At 42.5% G+C, this 18,793-nt stretch carries 18 protein-coding genes; 9 read left to right on the top strand and 9 right to left on the bottom strand.

Going from position 1 to position 18,793, the window contains the following annotated elements; genetic code table 11:
- The first annotated feature begins 16 nt into the window (after positions 1–16).
- Complete coding sequence (locus ACVCDT_RS02570; protein ID WP_447131174.1) at positions 17–1,549, top strand: DUF418 domain-containing protein; 1,533 nt, start codon at positions 17–19, stop codon at positions 1,547–1,549.
- Positions 1,550–1,582: 33 nt separating this feature from the next.
- Here the strand turns inward: ACVCDT_RS02570 and ACVCDT_RS02565 are convergent, their stop codons facing one another.
- Together ACVCDT_RS02565 and ACVCDT_RS02560 are read right to left on the bottom strand one after the other, a co-directional pair.
- Complete coding sequence (locus tag ACVCDT_RS02565) at positions 1,583–2,257, bottom strand: nitroreductase family protein (RefSeq protein ID WP_447131173.1); 675 nt, start codon at positions 2,255–2,257, stop codon at positions 1,583–1,585.
- A 69-nt stretch (positions 2,258–2,326) separates the two neighbouring features.
- Positions 2,327–3,931 (bottom strand): ABC-F family ATPase, encoded by a 1,605-nt coding sequence (locus ACVCDT_RS02560; RefSeq protein WP_447131172.1) that lies wholly within the window; start codon positions 3,929–3,931, stop codon positions 2,327–2,329.
- Between the two features lie 181 nt (positions 3,932–4,112).
- Here ACVCDT_RS02560 and ACVCDT_RS02555 point away from each other — a divergent pair, with 181 nt between their 5' ends.
- Together ACVCDT_RS02555 and ACVCDT_RS02550 are read left to right on the top strand one after the other, a co-directional pair.
- Entirely contained in the window at positions 4,113–6,311 is a 2,199-nt protein-coding gene (locus ACVCDT_RS02555) for an acylase (protein WP_447131171.1), read from the top strand.
- 25 nt (positions 6,312–6,336) lie between these two features.
- Positions 6,337–7,128, top strand: coding sequence for a substrate-binding periplasmic protein (locus ACVCDT_RS02550; protein ID WP_447131275.1), 792 nt, complete (start codon positions 6,337–6,339; stop codon positions 7,126–7,128).
- A 12-nt stretch (positions 7,129–7,140) separates the two neighbouring features.
- Here the strand turns inward: ACVCDT_RS02550 and ACVCDT_RS02545 are convergent, their stop codons facing one another.
- From ACVCDT_RS02545 to hutI, 4 genes are all read right to left on the bottom strand, one after another.
- On the bottom strand, positions 7,141–7,572 hold the full coding sequence (locus tag ACVCDT_RS02545; protein ID WP_447131170.1) for a 3TM-type holin: 432 nt from the start codon (positions 7,570–7,572) through the stop codon (positions 7,141–7,143).
- 20 nt (positions 7,573–7,592) lie between these two features.
- Positions 7,593–8,966, bottom strand: coding sequence for an N-acetylmuramidase domain-containing protein (locus tag ACVCDT_RS02540; RefSeq protein ID WP_447131169.1), 1,374 nt, complete (start codon positions 8,964–8,966; stop codon positions 7,593–7,595).
- A 163-nt stretch (positions 8,967–9,129) separates the two neighbouring features.
- Complete coding sequence (gene hutG, locus ACVCDT_RS02535) at positions 9,130–10,086, bottom strand: formimidoylglutamase (protein WP_447131168.1); 957 nt, start codon at positions 10,084–10,086, stop codon at positions 9,130–9,132.
- 4 nt (positions 10,087–10,090) lie between these two features.
- Positions 10,091–11,299, bottom strand: a complete 1,209-nt coding sequence (gene hutI, locus ACVCDT_RS02530) for an imidazolonepropionase (protein ID WP_447131167.1) — start codon at positions 11,297–11,299, stop codon at positions 10,091–10,093.
- A 122-nt stretch (positions 11,300–11,421) separates the two neighbouring features.
- Between hutI and hutC the strand changes: the two genes are divergently transcribed.
- Genes hutC through hutH form a run of 3 tightly spaced genes read left to right on the top strand, consistent with a single transcriptional unit; the run spans position 11,422 to position 15,341 of the window.
- On the top strand, positions 11,422–12,132 hold the full coding sequence (gene hutC, locus ACVCDT_RS02525) for a histidine utilization transcriptional repressor HutC (protein WP_447131274.1): 711 nt from the start codon (positions 11,422–11,424) through the stop codon (positions 12,130–12,132).
- A gap of 9 nt (positions 12,133–12,141) precedes the next feature.
- A complete protein-coding gene (gene hutU / locus ACVCDT_RS02520) occupies positions 12,142–13,821 on the top strand; it encodes a urocanate hydratase (RefSeq protein ID WP_447131166.1) in 1,680 nt (559 codons plus the stop codon).
- Positions 13,821–15,341 (top strand): histidine ammonia-lyase, encoded by a 1,521-nt coding sequence (hutH, locus tag ACVCDT_RS02515; RefSeq protein WP_447131165.1) that lies wholly within the window; start codon positions 13,821–13,823, stop codon positions 15,339–15,341. Before hutU ends, hutH begins: the two co-directional genes overlap by 1 nt.
- Positions 15,342–15,382: 41 nt before the next feature.
- Here the strand turns inward: hutH and ACVCDT_RS02510 are convergent, their stop codons facing one another.
- Positions 15,383–16,354: an integron integrase gene (locus tag ACVCDT_RS02510; protein WP_447131164.1), complete on the bottom strand. Its 972-nt coding sequence runs from the start codon at positions 16,352–16,354 to the stop codon at positions 15,383–15,385.
- A 367-nt stretch (positions 16,355–16,721) separates the two neighbouring features.
- Here ACVCDT_RS02510 and ACVCDT_RS02505 point away from each other — a divergent pair, with 367 nt between their 5' ends.
- The 3 genes from ACVCDT_RS02505 to ACVCDT_RS02495 all read left to right on the top strand — a co-directional run bounded on the left by ACVCDT_RS02505 (position 16,722) and on the right by ACVCDT_RS02495 (position 18,167).
- Complete coding sequence (locus ACVCDT_RS02505) at positions 16,722–17,162, top strand: hypothetical protein (RefSeq protein WP_447131163.1); 441 nt, start codon at positions 16,722–16,724, stop codon at positions 17,160–17,162.
- Between the two features lie 95 nt (positions 17,163–17,257).
- Positions 17,258–17,737 (top strand): hypothetical protein, encoded by a 480-nt coding sequence (locus ACVCDT_RS02500; protein WP_447131162.1) that lies wholly within the window; start codon positions 17,258–17,260, stop codon positions 17,735–17,737.
- 94 nt (positions 17,738–17,831) lie between these two features.
- Positions 17,832–18,167, top strand: coding sequence for a DUF2314 domain-containing protein (locus ACVCDT_RS02495; protein ID WP_447131120.1), 336 nt, complete (start codon positions 17,832–17,834; stop codon positions 18,165–18,167).
- Positions 18,168–18,256: 89 nt separating this feature from the next.
- Here the strand turns inward: ACVCDT_RS02495 and ACVCDT_RS02490 are convergent, their stop codons facing one another.
- Positions 18,257–18,526, bottom strand: coding sequence for a Txe/YoeB family addiction module toxin (locus tag ACVCDT_RS02490; protein ID WP_447131161.1), 270 nt, complete (start codon positions 18,524–18,526; stop codon positions 18,257–18,259).
- Positions 18,507–18,779 carry a type II toxin-antitoxin system Phd/YefM family antitoxin gene (locus ACVCDT_RS02485; RefSeq protein WP_447131160.1) on the bottom strand — a complete coding sequence of 91 codons (273 nt, stop codon included), beginning with the start codon at positions 18,777–18,779 and terminating at the stop codon, positions 18,507–18,509. The genes ACVCDT_RS02490 and ACVCDT_RS02485 overlap by 20 nt, the downstream gene beginning before the upstream one ends.
- Positions 18,780–18,793 lie beyond the last annotated feature (14 nt).

The following is an 18,793-nucleotide window of genomic DNA, read 5'->3' as shown; positions in this document are numbered from 1 at the left end:
CAAGGAGAGAAATAACATGAGCATGGACAGCCCAACCCAAGACCAACTTTCCCACAGTCATCCTCAGACTTTACAACCTGTGGCCGCAGAAAAGCGCATAAGTGCCCTAGACATATTACGAGCTTTTGCCTTGATAGGCATTTTATTTATGAATATTGAATGGTTCAGTCGACCTATTTTAATGCTGGGTTTAAATGATCCTGAATTATCTGGCATTGACCACGCCATAGCCTGGTTAGTTCGCTGTTTTGTTGAAGGTAAGTTTTATAAATTATTTGCTTTGCTATTTGGCATGGGCGTAGCTGTAATGTTGCTACAAGCTCAAGCTAAAAATCGACCTTTTACCGGGTGGTTTGTGCGGCGTATGCTGGTGCTATATGTGTTAGGTCTATTGCATATGTTTTTGCTTTGGCAGGGCGATATTTTACATGACTACGCCATAGCGGGGTTAATCATGTTGGGGATTATCTATTTATTGGGTAGTGAGCGATTTAAAGCTTATAACAATCCTAAAAGCATTTTAAAAATAGCCCTGTGGTGGATCAGTATTCCCATGTTATTGGCAACCTTAGCTGGCATTGGTTTTAGTGTGATCTTTGACCGTCAGGCACTGACAGAGCAATGGGCAGAAAGCCAAGAAATACGCGCCTTAGTGGGTGAGTTAGAACTGCAAAAAAACACTAAAACTGAAACGCAGCTCAGCACTTTATCTGCTCAGCCTCAGGCAGAACTAGAACTTAGCCCGCAAGAGATTCAAGCACAACAAGCGGATAAGCAAACTACTGGTGCTAATCAAACCGAAGATAAAAACATTGAATTTCCTTTAACTTTACAACAACAAGCTCAAGAAATTTATGACCAAGAGCAACAGCAAATTCAAGAGGGGCAACAAGAAGCGCTAGCCTTAGGTCAAGGCAGTTATTGGGATGCCGTGGCTTTCAGGATAAAAACCGCCTGGGTTTGGTTGTTTTTCTCACCCGTGTTTGCCTTAAGTATTCTTGTTCCAATCTTTTTATTGGGGTATTGGCTGGTGATTACAGGGGCCATAAAAGATCACGCAAATCACCCAATACTGTTTTCTTATATGGCCAAAATTGGTTTAGGTGTGGGTTTAGTCTTTAATGTATCTGCGCTAATGATCTTAGACCAGCCAAGTGTAGAGCATAATATTGCGTTACAAAGCGTGGCACATGTGCTGTTTAATTTGGGGCAATATTTTATGGCGGCGGGATACTTAGGCGCCATTATTCGACTATTAGACTCTCCCAAATGGCAAAATTTATTGCTTAAGCTTGCGCCTATGGGGCGAATGGCACTAACCAATTACTTGATGCACTCGATTATTCTAACCTCGGTTTTTTATGGATACGCAGGTGGCATGTATGGCGAAATTGCCAGAGCGCCACAAATACTCTTGGTATTGGCCATCATTGCTGTGCAAATTCCACTATCGTCTTGGTGGTTAAAGCATTATCAATTTGGCCCTTTCGAGTGGGTTTGGCGCTCACTTAGTTACCAAGCAAGGCAACCTTTTAGGGTTGCCACTTAGGGTATAATCAGGCGTCGGTTTTTGCCTTAGGGTTTATAAAAAGCTAGCAATCTGCTCTAGCGGTTTTTTATTTACCGCATGCACCGGAATAGTGGCGTCTTTGGCTGGATAGCCAACCACTAACAACATAAAGGGTCTTTCGTTGTCGGGGCGTTGGCAAATCTTAGATAAAAAGCTCATGGGCTTAGGGGTGTGAGTTAGGGTAGCCAAACCACTTGCATGTAAAGCATTAATTAAAAAGCCCGTGGCTATACCTACAGACTCGTGAACATAATAATTAGTCTGTTTTTGGCCATCTTGTAACTCTGCATTTTTTTGACTGAAAATTGCGATTAACCAAGGGGCTTGTTCTAAGTAAGGCTTGTCAGCGTCTGTACCTAAAGGTTTAAGGGCGCCTAACCATTCTTCGCCTGCACGGCCTTGATAAAAACCTTGTTCTAACGCTTCGGCTTGTTGGCGAATTTGTTTTTTAACTTCAGGTGAGTGAATAGCTGCAAAGTGCCAGGGTTGATGGTTTGCCCCATTGGGTGCAGTTCCTGCGGCTTTTAAACAATTTTCAATAATGCCTTTATCTACAGGCTTATCACTGAATTTTCGAATGCTATGTCGGCGCTTGATCTCGGCGTAAAACTGCTCAGAACGCGCCAGCATTTCGGCTGGGGGATATTCAATAAAGTCGCTTAGTGGAAGTGCTTGATGGTTTTGCATAGTCGCCTCGATAATACTTTTGCAATTACTGTATTTTATCGAGGCGGGTTTTACTAGTTTTTGCTGTGCTTAGGCAACTTTTAACGAGGCTTCGCGGTTAGCTAAATATTCGTTATAAGTACCTTGAAAACTAATGACTTGCTGATCACAAATTTCTATCACGCTGGTGGCCAGAGAAGAAACAAACTGACGGTCGTGACTAACAAAAATTAAGGTGCCATCAAACTTTGTTAAAGCATTGTTTAAGGCTTCAATGGCTTCCATATCCATGTGGTTGGTTGGCTCATCCATAATTAACACATTGATGTCAGACATCATTAACTTGCCAAAGATTAAGCGATTTTTTTCACCACCCGAACACACTTTTACTTTTTTATTAAAATCGTCGGCGCTAAACAACAAGCTACCTAATAGCCCACGTACGGCTAAGTCGTCATGTTTTGGTGTGCGCCATTGCGACATCCAATCAAACAAACTTAAATCAGAGTCAAAGTCTGCATTGCTGTCTTGTGGGCAGTAACCTATGCTGGCATTTTCTGACCATTTGACTACACCAGTGGTGGCGCTAATTTCATTAATTAAACAACGTAAAAAGGTGGTTTTTCCTACGCCATTTTCGCCAATCACAGCTAAGCGAGCGCCTGCTTCTAAAATTAAATCGGCTTTTTCGAATAAAGGTGATTGGTCAAAACCATGGCCTAATTGCTCTAATATTAAGGCTTGGCGATGGAGCTTTTTATGTTGCTTGAACATAATTTTAGGGCTGCGACGGCTCGAAGACTTAACCTCGTCTAAGGTGATTTTTTCCATGCGCCTAGCTCTAGATGTGGCCTGTTTGGCTTTTGATGCATTGGCCGAGAAACGATTCACAAAGGCTTGAAGTTCGTCAATTTCTGCTGATTTTTTAGCGTTTTCTGTATGTAGTTGTTCTTGAATTAATGACGCAGCCGCTTGGTAAGCCTCGTAATTACCCGGATAAATGCGTAATTCACCGTAGTCTATGTCGGCCATATGGGTACATACCGAATTAAGAAAGTGGCGATCGTGCGAAATAATGATCATGGTGCATTTACGTTGGTTTAATACTTCGGCTAGCCAATTGATAGTGTAAATATCTAAGTTGTTGGTCGGCTCATCCAGTAATAAAATATCGGGATTAGCAAATAAGGCTTGAGCTAATAATACTCGGAGTTTCCAACCCGGTGCCACTTGCGACATCAAGCCAAAATGTAAATGCTCAGCTATGCCGGCTTGCAATAGGATTTCTCCTGCTCTGGCTTCGGCGGTATAACCATCCATTTCGGCAAACTGGGTTTCTAAGTCTGCCACTAACATGCCATCCGCTTCGCTCATTTCAGCTTTAGCGTAGATTTGGTCGCGTTGTTGTTTAACTTGCCAAAGCTTAGTGTCACCCATAATAACAGTGTCAACTACAGTAAAGGCTTCAAAGGCAAACTGGTCTTGACTAAGAGTACCTACTTTATCTCCTGGGGTAATAGACACATTGCCAGCACTTGGCACTAAATCGCCACTTAAAATTTTCATAAAGGTTGACTTGCCACAGCCGTTTGCACCAATTAGGCCGTAACGATTGCCGTGGCCAAATTTGGCTGAAATATTTTCAAATAAAGGTTCGGCACCAAATTGCATGGTGATATTGGCAGTAGAAATCAAAAGTAGGTCATCCAGAATAAAAGTAAAAAGAGCGTCTGACTATTAGCCGACAAAAGGCCGCGCATCATACGGAAATGGCCAACTAAAGTCGAGTAAAAACGCTGCTTTTTTAACCTAGGTTGTACTTCTTAATAGCTGCTTGGTAGCATCAGCTAAAATCTTTATTTTTTATGGATAAATTATGACAGTTAAGGTTCTCTCAAAGGCTAAGCTTGTTAATCTTTTAGCGCTGATTTTTGCCCTATTCTTGGGCGCTTGTAGTACCACTAAACCTCTGACCGAATTTGAACGCTTAAGCGCCAGAGCTAAGCAGGTTGAAATTATACGTGATGATTTTGGGGTGCCGCACATATATGGCAAAACCGATGCCGATGCGGTGTTTGGACTGTTGTACGCACAAGCCGAAGATGATTTTAACCGGGTTGAGCGAAATTATATTTGGGCAATTGGCCGCTTAGCCGAAGTAGAAGGCGAAAAAGCCATTTACAGTGACTTACGTGCCAGATTGTTTATGAGCACAGAACAAGCCAAACGCGCTTATGAAAATGCACCTGAATCACTCAAACAATTATGCCAAGCCTTTGCTGATGGACTGAACTTTTACCTAGCCACACACCCCGAGGTAAAACCTGCTTTGATCCGCAAATTTGAACCCTGGATGCCGATGTTTTTTTCTGAAGGGTCAATTGGCGGCGATATAGAGCAAATATCGGTGAAAGGAATCGAAGCCTTTTATGGACAGCAAAGCGATAGACCAGAAAAAATCGATGTGGCCATGACAGAGCCTTCTGGCTCTAATGGTTTTGCGCTTTCTGGTAAGTTAACTGCTTCTGGCAACAGCATGTTATTGATTAATCCCCATACTTCTTTTTATTTTAGACCCGAAGTACATGTAGTGAGTGAAGAGGGCTTAAACGCCTATGGTGCAGTAACTTGGGGGCAATTTTTTGTTTATCAGGGATTTAATCAACACAACGGCTGGATGCACACCTCCACTTACGTGGACTTTATGGACGAATACCAAGAGCACATCATTCAACGTAACAACAAGCTGTATTATTTATATGACGATGATGAATTAAGAGTTAAAACTGAGCCTGTAACTTTGTATTACAAAGAAGGCCAGCAATACAAAGCTAAAAGGTTTACTACTTATGCCACCCATCATGGGCCAGTGACCCATAGTGAAAATGGTAAGTGGATCACCACTCGCATTAATTGGGATCCGGTCAACGCTTTGCAGCAGTCTTTTATTCGAACCAAAACCGCTAATTACGCAGAATTTAGAAAAATGATGGATATGCGCACCAACTCATCTAACAATACTGTGTATGCCGATGCTCAAGGCAATATTGCCTATTTTCATGGCAACTTTATCCCTAAGCGCGATCCAAGCTTTGACTATTCACAACCCGTGATAGGCACTACCTCTAAAACAGATTGGCAGGGCTTACATGATGTAAGTGAAACTATTACTTTGTTAAATCCCGCTATTGGCTGGATCCAAAATGCCAACTCTACACCTTTTACCGCAGCGGGCGAATTTAGCCCTAAGCCAGAAAATTACCCTAAATATATGGCACCAGATGCTGAAAATCACAGAGGCATAAATGCCGTAAGAGTGTTAAAAAACGCAAGCAATGTGACCTTAGATAGCTTGATTGAATTGGCATACGATCCCTATTTACCAGGTTTTGAAAGCCTAATTACGGGTTTGGTTGATGCATACGATAAAACCCGCAACCCCGCGCGTTATTTAGCCGAGCCGATAGAAGTGTTACGTAACTGGGATTTTACTGTGTCTACAGATTCAGTGGCCATGTCGTTGGCACATTTTTATGGCATGCAGTATTTAGCCGAGGGTGATTATCCAACTGGCAGCAGCTTAATGCAGCGTATTGAGCATTTTGGTACACAATCGTTGCGCTCAGAAAGACTCGAAATCTTTGGAAAAGCTTTAGAAAAGCTCGAAACTAACTTTGGTCAATGGCAAAAACCTTGGGGAGAAATTAATAGGTTTCAGCGCCTGACGGGTGATATTGATTATGTAGTGGATGACAATGCGCCTAGTATTGCAATTGGTATGGCGTCTGGCCGATGGGGAGCCTTAGCAGCCTATGGCTCTCGAAGCGTAAATGGCAGTAAAAAACTTTATGGCTATCGCGGCAATAGTTTTGTGGCAGTGGTGGAATTTGGTGATAAAGTTAAAGCTAAATCTTTGTTGGCGGGTGGTCAAAGTGGTGATCCAGAGTCTAAACATTTTTATGACCAAGCCCAGCGTTACGCAGATAAACAATTTAAAGACGTGGCCTTTTATCGCGAAGATGTATTAAAAAGAGCGGTAGAAACTTATATTCCAGGCCAAAGAAATTCGCAATAGGCAAATAAGAGAGTCGAAATTGACTGTGTTTAAATTAAGTATTAGCCGAGATTTAAAAAAACTTAAGTTAAATAAAATGCTGTATGCATTGGCTTTGATTTTGGCTAGTACTTCTTGGCTTGGGTTGGCTAAAACGATAGATGTGGCAGCAGGGTGGGCCAGACCTCCCTATATTATTCCAGAGCATCACTCGGGTTTTGAATTAGATTTAGTAAAGCAAGTGCTAAGCAGTATGGGGCACAAGGCGCATTTTGTGTATGTGCCCTACGAACGCACCATTAGCCTGCTAAAGCAAGGTAAAGTGGATATGGCGCTCACCTTAAATCTCAATAGTGGAGTAAACAAAGCGCTGTTGAGTGATGTGTTTGTGATATATCAAAATGTGGTGTTAACTTTACGCGAAAATAAACTAGAAGTAGAACATGTATCAGATCTCAGCGAACTGAGTTTGGTGGCTTTCCAAGGAGCCTCTCAAGTCTTAGGTGACGAGTTTAAAGTGGTAGCGGCTAAGAATCATTTATACCTAGAAATGGCCGATCAGCGCGGACAATTAGAGTTATTTTTACTCGGTGAAGTTGATGCCATTATTATCGATATTAATATTTTTTCGGCCCTTAGCAAAAAGCATACTGGCCAAAATCATTTAAATAACGTCACGGTTCATCCGTTATTTCCCATGAACCGCTACAGTGCGGGCTTTAAAGATATTCAATTAAAGCAGGCTTTTAATCGGGCATTACGCGAATTTGTTGCCAGCGGAAAATATAAAAAACTTAAGCAACAATACAATATTCAAAATGTTATGCCGGTAGATTAATTTAAAAGCAGCCTAGCCTTTTGCCATATCACCCGATTTGTTTTCTGCGGGGCGGGCTTTTAAATATTGCTGTGTCATTTTTTCTGCACTACGGCCTGCAACATATCCACCTAAACCTATTTGTAATAAGGTCCATGCATCGCCTGCCAAGGGATTAGGTAACCAGCCAAAACTATCAAACACCACTAAGGCTAAAAACGTTAGCATGGTAATAGGGCGCCAATTACGTTGCATCCAAGACTGGCCTGTGGCTTCTGCAGATATAATTGCGGTTTTGCTTTCTAATAATTTAGATTCGTAATCAATGACCTTGGCCAATAGCTCGTTTTCTACTGCTTTTATCTGAGCTTGAAGTTTAAGTTTTTCTTCGTCGCTGGTATGTAATTCGTCGACTAACTTTGCCGCAGGTTCGAAAATGTTACTAATAAATGAAAAAACGTTCATATTCCCTCCTAGTAAGCCACTTAATTGGCATTGGGCATTAACTTTTTACACGCCCTGTAGTGTTTTTGAATTTTTTCGCCATAGATTTTCTTTTGCCCTTTACCGTTATACATGCCTGCAAAATCTTCAAAGGCGAGGTCTTGTAAATACCGCAGCATACGGGGAGAGAAAAAATCAAACAGGCCGTTTATTTGCCCTTGAATATTGCTAGCAAAAGCAGCAAACATTTCGGTGACCGACTGGTAACCAATACGCTCATAATGAAAGCCCATTATTTGTGGGGCGCCCATACTGATCGATAACATAGCGGCGTTTTCGTCTAGCTGCCTAGCAAATTCAAATACTTGCCATTCGGCACTTTGCCTGCCATGAAAACTTTGCCATTCGCCCGAGGCTTCTTGGCGCCACTTATGTCCTAACCACACTTTGTCTTCTGAGTAACTAAAGTGTTGACGGTATTGTTGTGGATTATGTTTGCCCCAGTATTTCCAAAATTTGTGATTTTCAAAGCGGATGATCATGCGGTCAGCATTATTTTGCTCAAAGCCTTTGCCCGAACTTTCAACACAGAGCACAGCTAAGGCGCAAGCCACATCCAGTTGTTTTTTCGCACTGAGGTTTTCTAACAAGGCACCCCAGCGATTCCAGGTAGCTGCCACGTTTTTTTGTTCGCTCGAGCCGGTCACAGGCAAAATAAGAGAGGGGGTAATCCGGTTTAGATCATGGCTAGGTTCGGCAACAGGAATAGGTAAGCTGTCTTGGTGCTCAGAGAGTGCAATAGGTACCTCTTCAGATGACTCTGCAGCTGGGCTTAAGTCTGCTTTTAAATAGTCACTCACTACATACCCACGGTTACCGTTAAAGCGAATTTGGCTCCAATTTTTTTGCGTGCCCTCAACCCACACTCGGGTATCTAAATTAATTTGACCAAATAAGCTCGCGCCTACATAAGGTGCCGAACGCACATTTAATACATCGGCGACCACCTTGGCGTAATATCCCGAAGAAACATAAACTAAATCGATATATTTGGCCGCGGCATAGGCAGTTTGGCCATTAAACTCAATTTCTATCCAATCGTTAACTAAGGCTAGGGTTTTTACAGATGCCCCTCGGCCAATTGTGGCTAGGTGCTTGGCACTAGTTGAAGGCCCCTGCCTAATGTTTAATCTAGTTGTATTGACTGTGCCAGTTAAGCGCGAAAGATCGTTGACGGGTTTTAAATAAGCAGCGCAGACAAAGCCAAAGGTATCTTGGTACTCAAACTGTAACCAATTATTGTGCGGCCCTTCGCCTTTTACCACCATGCCTTCTGAGAGTTGGCCAAGAATACTACTAGTAGGCGAAGGCAAGCTGCGTACGTTTAGTCGGTAAGTGGAAACGGCCCCTAACATTTTAGGGCGCCTACATTATAGAGTTGTGTAGATGCGATCATGCCTTTGATCCGCTGTGTATTTTTTGTACAGCTCTGAATATAGAAGGCATAGCCAAAATTTACAATGCAAAAGGGCAGGCAAGTCTTAGCGCTAAATTTAAGCTTGTTAGGTTAACTTGGTGTTATTGGCCTTTTACAAATTTAGCTTTAAGCATTTCAAACACTAAGCGAGCAGCCAGTTTGGCAGTTCGGTTGTCTTGATCAAAATTGGGGTTCATTTCGGCTATGTCTGCTAAAGACCAATTAAAACCAAAGGATGCTTGGCTTTGTGCTATCCAATGCAAGGTATCTATAACCATTTGTACAGAAATACCCAAGGCACTAGGGGCACTTACACCAGGTGCTTGGTAAGCAGGAAAGGCATCTAAACAAACCGTGACATACAATTCGTCAATGTTGAATAAAAAAGGCTCTAACAAATGTTTGGCGGCCTGAAATGTACAATCTGTATCCAGTAGATATTCGGTACGGGTCTGTTTAGCGTAGTCGAACAAAGCTGGGGTATTAGCAGCCTCGGACACACCCAAACAAACATAATTAAAGTCTAGGTCGTACTCTTGGCAATATTCGGCTATTTGCCGAAAAGGTGTACCAGAACTGGCGCTAGGCGCGGGTTTTCTTAAATCAAAATGTGCATCAAAATTTATAATTCCTATGCTTTTGTTGGGGTGTTTAGCTAAGTGTTGGAACAGCCCCTGATAACTCCCCCAGGCTATTTCGTGACCTCCGCCTAACCCAATCACAAACTGGTTTTTAGTTAAACTTTGCTGAATAGACTGTGCATATAAATCTTGGGCGTCGGCGAGTTGATGTGCCGCTTTAATATTGCCTGCATCAAATAAATTACATGGGGCATGCCAAGCTAAGTTGGCTAGCGAACTACGAATAGCATTTGGGCCTAAGGCGCTGCCTACTCGACCTTTATTGGCGGCAACCCCTAAATCACACTGAAAACCCACAAGTGCACAACTTTGTTGATGGTTTTGTTGCCCAACCACCTGATGAAAACGCAGACCTTTTTGGCCGTCTTCAGAGTCTGTGCGACCTACCCAATGATAACTGTTGTCGATTTTTGCCATGAAATTATACCTGTTGTCCTGCTAACCATTTAGTCTCGGGTCTGTGTTGGTTTACAGCGTATACTAATTCGTTTGGATGCTCGATATCCCATAAACATAAATCTGCATCCATGTGCTGTGCAATTTGTCCTTTATTGCTTAATCCTAGGGCTTGAGCAGCATGCACTGTGACCCCTTTGAGTGCTTCTTCAGGAGTTAAAGCAAAAAGTACACTGGCCATATTCATAGTGGTTAACAAAGAGGCAATGGGTGAACTACCAGGGTTAAGATCGGTGGCAATGGCCATAGGCACCTGATGCTCACGCAATGCCTGAATAGGCGGCAATTGTTTTTCGTGTAAATAATAAAAGGCCCCGGGTAATAAAACCGCGACTGTGCCTGATTGTTTGAGATAGGGCACATCTACAGCTTGCATATATTCAATATGATCCACCGATAACGCCTGATACTCGCTGGCTAATTTGGCACCTTTTAAATCAGATAACTGTTCAACATGGGCTTTTACTTTTAATCCATGTTGTTTGGCTGCCACAAAGACTTTTTCACATTGAGCTGGCGAAAACCCAATGCTTTCACAAAACACATCAACAGCCTCGGCGAGTTGCTGTTTAGCCACTTCTGGGATGACTTTTTGGCAAATAAAATCTACATAGTCGTTGGGCGCCTGTTTAAATTCTTTGGGTACAGTATGTGCGCCTAAATAAGTAGGAATAATAGTGACTGGCAGATGGTGTTCGATTTGTTTGGCCACCTTAAGCATTTTAATTTCGGTGTCGAGATCTAGGCCATAACCAGACTTTACCTCAATACAGGTCACCCCTTCTTCGACCAAGCGAGCCGCTCGTTTTAGCGCTTTATTTAGCAAATTGCTGGCAGACGCAGCACGTGTGGCATTAACAGTGTTTTGAATTCCGCCACCTGCTTGGGCTATTTCGGCATAAGATTTACCCAATAACCGCTGTTCAAATTCGGCGGCGCGATTGCCACCATAAACCAAATGAGTATGGCAATCGATAAAACCTGGTAACAACCATTTTTGCTGGCCATCAAAAGTTCTAGTGGCAGAAAAATCTTGAGCTTGTTTACTTAGGCCAATGATTTTGCCGTCTTTAATGGCTACTACCTGCTCGTTTAACTCGCCATAGGGTTGACCTTGCTGCTGCATAGAGGCAATTCGAACGTTTTTAATTAATAGATCACATGGCAAGGTCATGGCTTTCTCTCAGAGTAGTATTTTGCTTAAGCTTACTTGTACATACTTGTATATACAAGTAGCTTGATATAAATTGTCGGTTAAGTCATTGAGCAGGAAATACCTTGAATAATACTAAGCCAATTCAAGCCCGGTTTTTATTAATTAAATCGGCTTTATTAAAAAAGATTGAGCAAGGCGAAATGGCGCCTGGTGATAAAATTCCTTCTGAAAACCAGCTGGCCGATGCTTATGGAGTGAGTCGAATGACCGCGCGCAGAGCCTTAAGTGAATTAGTCAACGAAGGCATTTTAGCGCGCTCGCAAGGTTTAGGCACTTTTGTATCTGATTGCCGACCTATGAGCTCAATGTTAGAAATTCGTAGTATAGATGAAGAAATTATTCAGCGTGGCCATAGCTATGCTAACCAAGTGATAAAAGCGCAAAGTATTCAAGCCAACGAACAGCAAAGCGCATGGTTAGGGGTAAAGCTAGGTAGCCAAGTATTTCATACCCAAATAGTGCACAAAGAAAACGGCCTAGCCGTGCAGCTCGAAGATCGACTGGTTAACCCTAAATGGGCACCCGAGTATTTGCAGCAAGATTTTTCGCAGATCACAGCTAGTCATTATCTTAATCAGGTGGCACCACTGACTCAAGCAGACCATGTGGTAGAAGCCTGCTTAGCACCAGAAAAAATAGCCAATTTATTAACCATGGCAACAGGGCAGGCATGCTTGAAAATTAGCCGAAGAACCTTTTCTGCCAAAGGCATAGTGAGTTATGCCCTGTTATACCACCCAGCTGACCGATATCGGATTGGCGGGCACCTTACATTTAATCCAACCTCTTAGGATACACTTATGAATCGTCACGATCCCAGCCGCGTAATTAAAGCCCCAAGAGGCGCCACCCTGACCGCCAAAAGTTGGCAGACCGAAGCGCCACTCAGAATGTTAATGAACAACCTTGACCCAGAAGTGGCCGAACACCCCCAAGACCTAGTGGTTTATGGTGGTATTGGGCGTGCCGCCCGCGACTGGCCGAGCTTTGACAAAATAGTAGAAGTATTAACTCGGTTAAATAACGATGAAACTTTATTAGTGCAAAGCGGTAAACCAGTAGGGGTATTTCCAACCCACGAAAACGCACCCAGAGTATTAATTGCCAACTCAAACCTAGTGCCGCACTGGGCCAATTGGGAGCATTTTAATAAGTTAGATAAACAAGGCTTAATGATGTACGGCCAAATGACCGCAGGCTCTTGGATATACATTGGCTCGCAAGGCATAGTGCAAGGTACTTACGAAACCTTTGTGAGTGTGGCCAAACAGCATTTTAATGGCGAAGCCACAGGCCGCTGGATACTAACAGGTGGCTTAGGTGGCATGGGCGGTGCTCAGCCTTTAGCAGCCACTATGGCGGGGTTTTCTATGTTGGCCATTGAAGTTGACGAAAGCCGCATCGATTTTAGATTAAAAACCGGCTACTTAGATAAAAAAGCCGATAATTTAGATCAGGCACTGAGCATGCTAAAAGACGCCCAAGCCAATAACCAAGCTGTGTCGATTGGCTTACTCGCCAATGCCGCCGATGTATTTGCCGAATTAGTAGCACGCAAAGTGATCCCAGATGTGGTGACCGACCAAACCAGTGCTCACGATCCGTTAAACGGCTATTTGCCACAGGGCTGGAGTTTAGAACAAGCCGCCACTATGCGCGCGTCAGACGAAGCTACAGTAGTTAAGGCCGCCAAACAATCTATGGCAGTACAAGTTAACGCCATGTTAGATCTACAAAACCAAGGAGCTGTAACCCTTGATTATGGTAACAACATTAGGCAAATGGCCTTTGAAGAAGGCATACAAAACGCCTTTGATTTTCCGGGCTTTGTACCAGCTTATATTCGCCCGTTATTTTGCCAAGGCATAGGGCCATTTCGCTGGGTAGCTTTATCTGGAGATCCCGAAGATATCTACAAAACCGATGCCAAAGTGAAAGAATTGATCCCAGATAATAAACATCTGCATAGATGGCTAGATATGGCCAAAGAACGCATTCAATTTCAAGGGCTACCTGCTCGTATATGTTGGGTAGGCTTAGGCGAAAGACAAAAACTCGGATTAGCCTTTAATGAAATGGTTAGAAGCGGTGAACTATCAGCGCCAGTAGTCATTGGGCGCGATCACCTAGACTCAGGCTCGGTTGCATCACCCAACCGCGAAACCGAAAGCATGTTAGATGGCTCTGACGCAGTATCTGACTGGCCAATACTGAATGCCATGCTTAACACTGCTGGCGGCGCAACTTGGGTAAGTTTGCACCATGGAGGCGGGGTAGGCATGGGCTTTAGCCAACACTCTGGAGTAGTGATTTTATGTGATGGCACAGACGAAGCGGCCAAACGTATAACCCGAGTACTACACAATGATCCAGCAACAGGGGTAATGCGCCATGCCGATGCAGGTTACGACATAGCCAAAACATGCGCCAAACAGCACAAATTAGATTTACCTATGCTAGACGTGCAAGGGGATAAATAATGCAACACTTAACTATTCAACCAGGTCAATTAACCCTAGCGCAATTAAGGCAAGTTCAACGCCAACATGTGCCTATATCATTAGCACCTGAATCCCACGAAGCTATCCACAAAGCCGAACAAGTGGTGCAAGACGTGATTAAGCAACAACGCACTGTATATGGCATAAACACAGGGTTTGGATTGTTAGCAAACACCAAAATAGCCCCTAACGAATTAGAACTATTACAACGCAGCATAGTGCTTTCGCACGCCGCAGGCATAGGCCAGTTTATGTCGCAAGACGTAGTACGATTGTTAATGGTGCTAAAAATTAACTCTTTGGCCCGCGGGTATTCGGGCATTCGATTACAAGTTATAGAAGCTTTGATCACCCTGTACAACAAAGAAGTATACCCAGCCATACCAGAAAAAGGCTCGGTAGGCGCATCGGGTGACTTAGCCCCCTTAGCCCACATGAGTGTTGTGTTACTAGGCGAAGGAGAAGCGATTTATCAAGGCCAACGTATTTCGGCAGAAAAAGCACTAGAGATTGCCGGCTTAGAAAAAATTGCCCTAGCGCCTAAAGAAGGCCTAGCGCTACTTAATGGTACGCAAGCCTCCACCGCCTTTGCATTAAAAGGTCTGTTTGGAGCCGAAAACGCCCTGCACAGTGCCATAGCCATAGGTGCATTAAGTGTTGAAGCCGCTATGGGGTCGAGAGTACCTTTTGACGAACGAATTCATGCCGCAAGAGGTCATCAAGCGCAAATAGACGTAGCTCAAGCCTACCGCGCTTTACTTAAACAATCTGAAATAGGGCAATCGCACAGTGGCTGCGATAAAGTGCAAGACCCCTATTCTCTGCGTTGCCAACCACAAGTGATGGGCGCCTGTTTGCAACAAATGCGCTTTGCCGCGCAAACACTAGTGGTTGAAGCCAATGGAGTATCGGACAATCCCTTAGTATTTGCAGACAGCCAAGACATTTTATCTGGCGGCAACTTTCACGCCGAAACAGTGGCTATGACCGCAGACATGTTAGCCATTGCCCTAGCAGAAATTGGCGCGCTGTCGGAAAGACGCATGGCCTTGCTAATTGATCCTAGTTTAAGCGGTTTACCATCGTTTTTAGTTGATAACGGCGGGGTTAACTCAGGCTTTATGATTGCACAAGTTACCAGTGCTGCCCTCGCTAGCGAAAACAAAACCCTAGCGCACCCAGCATCAATAGACTCTCTGCCAACATCTGCCAATCAAGAAGACCATGTGTCTATGGCCACCTTTGCTGGCCGACGATTAGCCGATATTTTCGACAATGTAGCAGGCATTTTAGCCATAGAATGGTTAGCCGCATGCCAAGGTATAGACTTTAGAGCTCCTCTTGAAACTAGCGACAAATTAAACACAGTAAAAGCCTTACTACGCTCAAAAGTACCTTTTTACGACAAAGACAGGTACTTTTCGCCAGATATAGAAAACGCCAAACAGCTAATAGTAGAACGCAAACTATTGGACATTGTAGATATTGATTTGCTGTAACAATTGTAATCTGCACACACTAAGCCAAAGGAATGGCTTAGTTACACAGGTATTGCCTGTTCGGGTAAATCAATAGGGCTAATAGTGCCAGCGCGCCTACTGCCCACTACATGGGTATAAATCTCGGTCGTTCTCAGATCAGCGTGACCGAGTAATTCTTGGACTGTGCGAATATCGGCCCCAGCCTGCAAAAGTCGAGTCGCAAAGGAATGACGAAAGGTATGCGCCGTAACTCGTTTTAACACACCAGATTGCGCCACAGCTTGACGCAACGACTTAGCATAAGCGGTTTCGTGAATATGATGGCGGCAAATATAACCATCAAATGGATGCGGACAACGCACACTAGAAGGAAACAAAAACTGCCAACTGGCCTGCTTAGCAGCATTGCCATATTTTCTGATTAACGAAGACGGTAAAGAAGCCAAACCAAATCCCTCGCGCACATCCCTAGCGTGGCACTTTTTAGCAACGACAATTTGCTGCTGAAGGGGCTTAACTAAACAATTAGGTAAAAGCGTGTATCTGTCTTTACCGCCCTTGCCCCGAAAAATAAATATCGACTTATTAACAAAATCAATATCTTTAATACGTAAGCGCAGCGCCTCGTGCACCCGTAAACCACAGCCATACAATATCCCCGTGATTAACCAATATTTGCCCGACAAACAGGCTAATATTTTTTGAACTTCAAGAGCATTTAAAACAGTAGGTAAGTTTCGAGGTTTTTTTGCATAACCAAATTTTAGATCTTTAAGCTCGGTATCCAAAACGTGTTTATACATAAATACAATGGCGCACAAAGCCTGATTTTGCGTTGCAGCACTAACACCGCGCACCACTGCAAGATGAGACAAAAACGCCTCAACTTCTTTATTACCCATATCTCGAGGATGCCGTAAATGATGAAAGCGAATAAAATACCTAACCCAATACAAATAAGACTTTTCGGTTTTTAAACTATATTGTTTAGTTCGAATAACCTCACGAATTGACTCAATAAAAGCAGACATATTGACATCCCTGTTAAGCTGTATGTATATACAGTTATAATGCAAAATGGCAAATATTCAAACTTTTTAATGGGCATAAAAAGCCAGTTAAGGCTTCACTTTTACAAAACCCCACCTCTATAACATTGATTTTTATATCAATTGTATTTTAGTCATGTATTTATCCAGACTAAAAAGGCTAGATAAATACATGGCTTGGTTTGATCAAAAAATATCAAATACATATTTCCCTTTCTAAAGTGATAAGTTAATGAAATACTTGGATAAATTAATCGGAATGTCGAGGTGAAAATGAAACCAGTGTTTTTATTTAACCCGACCTCCGCCTAATAAACTGTTAGGCGCCTGAAGCGACAAGGAGTCGAGAATGACAGAAGTTGCGGCATTATCTGCTGAAGACATAAAAGAATTAGTCGATGCAAAGCTGGAAGAATACAAAAATCTGGGTGTTCTTGAGCAGTACGCCATGTTCATGGGTAAAGCTCAAATTCTCGAATTTGGTTTAAAGGGGCTGCTATCAAGAATGTATGGCGTCCCATCAGAGAGCATGGAGAAGTGGACTCTTGGCAAAACGAAAAACGAGCTAAGAGATAAAGGCTTAAGGGCAGATTTTATTATTTATCTAGAAAGTGTCGTAAATTATCGTAATGATATGGCGCATGAATTTCTTCTTAATAATGCATTAACTCAATCAATGGCTAATTTCAGTGAGCGTAAGCTTTACGGTAATTTGTTTCGAGCAATCTATGAGCTTGAACAAATCATAATTCTTTATGACTGGTGCGAAGAGAACAATGGTTGGCAATAGCGCGCCTAACAAGCGCATGTTGTCGGACTGGTTTTCCGCTTCGCTCCAAACCAGCCGCAAATGCGGGCGTTAGAAATTAAAGGTAAGCATCGAGCATGATTAGAGTTTTAGTAATAGTTTTAAGTTTGTTTTTAGCGGCATGTGCAGGGCCAATTGCGAAAGGTTCTAAATTCGTTAAACATACAGATATAGCAAACAATACTTCATTATTTTATTTGTATAAACCAAATAGTAATGATGGTGTAACAGTATGTTTAAAGGTGCTTTTAAATGATTTTGAACGTGGGTGTTTAAGTGGTAAAGGGTTTATTCGACTAAACCTTGAACCAGGTGATTATAAAGTGGTTCTAAAGCCTGACGCATTTCTGACCCACAACTTAATGGAATTTGATGTTTCACTTCAACCTAATCAGGTCAGCTACTATGAATATACCACGACATCAGATACTCCTCCGAACGATGCAGTTGCAAAAAGGTTCTATTCATTTGCAGGTATTTCTGGTCACAATTTAATTATGAAAAGAGATGAGAGTGAGGCATTAAAAATACTGTCGGGGCTCTTTGAATCAAATTAATTTCTAACAAAAACATCATGATGGGAATTTTACTCGCTGAAAAAGCGCTCCTAAAATCCCCATATGTTAAGCGTTAGGTGTTTTGAGGATTTTGATGATTCTACCAACCTATGACAAAGATCATTATCAATTGGATAATGGAGAAGAATTAAATAAGGAATATCCTGACTCATTCTGGATTCCTGAAAAAGAGGCTAGGGAATCTCTTAAAGTAGGTAATTTGGTAAAATTAATCTTCAGTATGGAAGAAACTGTTGGTTCAGAAGAAATTTCAGTTGAACGTATGTGGGTAGAAATTACAGCCGAACATCCTAATTACTATGAAGGCAAGTTAGATAATGATCCAGGTGGCAGTGATTGTGTGCTTTGCGGACAACTTGTTACTTTTCAATCTTGCCATGTAATCGATATTTACGATGAAAACACCTAACAAAACAATAAACAACATTCGCTTCGCTCATTGGGAAAAAGCCTCGCTGCCGCTTAGCTTTTCCCGTTATTGTAGGCGTTATATTTTTTCTAGTTTTGGTCGTAGTGCCCACCTATTGCGAAAATATAGATGTATTCATCATCAAATTTATAAATCAGCCTGTCTTTCTGAGAAATGCGCTTTGACCATAAACCAGATAAATTATGCTTTAATGGCTCAGGCTTACCTAGACCACTAGCAGGATCTGCGCGCAACATTTCCTTTAATATTTTACACAGTGCCTTATGAAGCTTCTTATCTTTTTCTCTCATTAACTCATAAGTGAGCCAAGATTTCCCTTCAAAGACTAGTGATCTCATTTAATTGCTCTTGTGTTGGTTTATAGCCTTTACTGCTTCCATGAGTTTCCATCGATTCGGCAATTTGCTGCATCAAATTACTACTTTGTAATACATGCAATGTTTCTTGCTCTCTTTCCCAATCATCTGCACTCATAACAATAAAGTCTTCACCAGCACGTCTGGTTACTTTTATAGGTTCATGCTCATTAACAGTTTGTTCAACATATGTTTTTAAGTTGTCCCTAAACTGGTTCACGCTTATGCTATTCATAATAAACTCACAAT

This window comes from Paraglaciecola aestuariivivens, assembly GCF_052983255.1.
This window is presented reverse-complemented; position numbering and strand designations above follow the sequence as displayed.

Bases quoted from the DNA above. Each gene is read 5' to 3' on its own strand.
- hutG (WP_447131168.1), bottom strand. From the start codon at position 10,086: ATGGCAAAAATCGACAACAGTTATCATTGGGTAGGTCGCACAGACTCT.
- ACVCDT_RS02510 (WP_447131164.1), bottom strand. From the start codon at position 16,354: ATGTCTGCTTTTATTGAGTCAATTCGTGAGGTTATTCGAACTAAACAA.
- ACVCDT_RS02485 (WP_447131160.1), bottom strand. From the start codon at position 18,779: ATGAATAGCATAAGCGTGAACCAGTTTAGGGACAACTTAAAAACATAT.
- ACVCDT_RS02505 (WP_447131163.1), top strand. From the start codon at position 16,722: ATGACAGAAGTTGCGGCATTATCTGCTGAAGACATAAAAGAATTAGTC.
- ACVCDT_RS02490 (WP_447131161.1), bottom strand. From the start codon at position 18,526: ATGAGATCACTAGTCTTTGAAGGGAAATCTTGGCTCACTTATGAGTTA.
- ACVCDT_RS02565 (WP_447131173.1), bottom strand. From the start codon at position 2,257: ATGCAAAACCATCAAGCACTTCCACTAAGCGACTTTATTGAATATCCC.
- ACVCDT_RS02545 (WP_447131170.1), bottom strand. From the start codon at position 7,572: ATGAACGTTTTTTCATTTATTAGTAACATTTTCGAACCTGCGGCAAAG.
- ACVCDT_RS02540 (WP_447131169.1), bottom strand. From the start codon at position 8,966: ATGTTAGGGGCCGTTTCCACTTACCGACTAAACGTACGCAGCTTGCCT.
- ACVCDT_RS02555 (WP_447131171.1), top strand. From the start codon at position 4,113: ATGACAGTTAAGGTTCTCTCAAAGGCTAAGCTTGTTAATCTTTTAGCG.
- ACVCDT_RS02570 (WP_447131174.1), top strand. From the start codon at position 17: ATGAGCATGGACAGCCCAACCCAAGACCAACTTTCCCACAGTCATCCT.
- hutI (WP_447131167.1), bottom strand. From the start codon at position 11,299: ATGACCTTGCCATGTGATCTATTAATTAAAAACGTTCGAATTGCCTCT.
- hutU (WP_447131166.1), top strand. From the start codon at position 12,142: ATGAATCGTCACGATCCCAGCCGCGTAATTAAAGCCCCAAGAGGCGCC.
- ACVCDT_RS02500 (WP_447131162.1), top strand. From the start codon at position 17,258: ATGATTAGAGTTTTAGTAATAGTTTTAAGTTTGTTTTTAGCGGCATGT.
- ACVCDT_RS02495 (WP_447131120.1), top strand. From the start codon at position 17,832: ATGATTCTACCAACCTATGACAAAGATCATTATCAATTGGATAATGGA.
- hutH (WP_447131165.1), top strand. From the start codon at position 13,821: ATGCAACACTTAACTATTCAACCAGGTCAATTAACCCTAGCGCAATTA.